The 926-nt window shown below is 64.8% G+C and carries 1 pseudogene; it reads left to right on the forward strand.

Features of this window, described 5'->3' with window-relative positions:
• Nucleotides 1–111 precede the first annotated feature (111 nt).
• Nucleotides 112–926: pseudogene (locus ACFOSH_RS44375) on the forward strand (hypothetical protein); the annotation flags it as partial.

Consider the following 926-nt stretch of genomic DNA (forward strand, 5'->3'; position numbering starts at 1 on the left):
GACTGGTTCTCGGGGAGACTGATTCCGTCTATCGATGATTTACGGGATGCGGCTGAGGCTTTTGCGAAGATGGCGAAATCGACTGCGGCGAATGTCGAGAAGTCGCAGATCATGATGATCATGTTCGCGCTTCTTGCTTTGGCTTCGGTTATTGAGTTGTTGGCGTCGATCATCTTCGCGTGGATGGCCGCGGCGGTGGAGCTGGCGGCGCAGGTGACGATTCGGATGATCTGGCAGGCGCTGGTGCGGAAGATCGCGTCGATCACCGGGGCGCAGGTGGCGAAGGCCGCGGGGACCGCGGTGATCGACATGGCGCAGTTCGCGGCGATGGGCGCGGGGCTGATGGTAGTGGTGGACGGGGTCACACAGGGTGCGCAGATGGCGAAGGGCCTGCGGGATAAGGACGATTTTGATGCGGAGTCGTTGGGGAAGTCGGCGATCGGGGGTGCGATCGGGGGTGGCGCGGCGGGGCTGACACACAGTGTGGCGAGGGTCGCGGTGATGGGGGCGAGGGATGCGGCGAAGCAGTTCGGTAAAGAGGTTCCGGGTTGGCTGGTAGGGGTCGGGCAGGGGGGATACGCGGTTGCGCAGATAGCGGCGGTCGCGTGGAGTAATCCGATTGTCAATATCGCGGTCGACAGTCCTGATGCTTTCTGGGGCGGGATTTTGGGGGCACTGGGTTCGTTCGGTGGTTCGGCGAAGCCGGGTGGTAGCGGTGTCGGTGGCGGGGCGACGAAGGTCAAGAGTGTCGATCTGAGTTTTCCCGGTGGTGACGCCGACGCGCCGCCGGCGGACCGGGGTGAATCCGGTTCGTCGCCGGGCGAGAAGCCCCCCGGGGTGCCGGAGGTGCCACGGACGTCATCGGAGATGCCACCTGCGTACGCGGAGAAACCGTCTGTCGCCGAGAGGACGGCCGGTCGGGGGCT

The organism is Amycolatopsis speibonae, assembly GCF_042647925.1.
Classification (GTDB): domain Bacteria; phylum Actinomycetota; class Actinomycetes; order Mycobacteriales; family Pseudonocardiaceae; genus Amycolatopsis; species Amycolatopsis speibonae.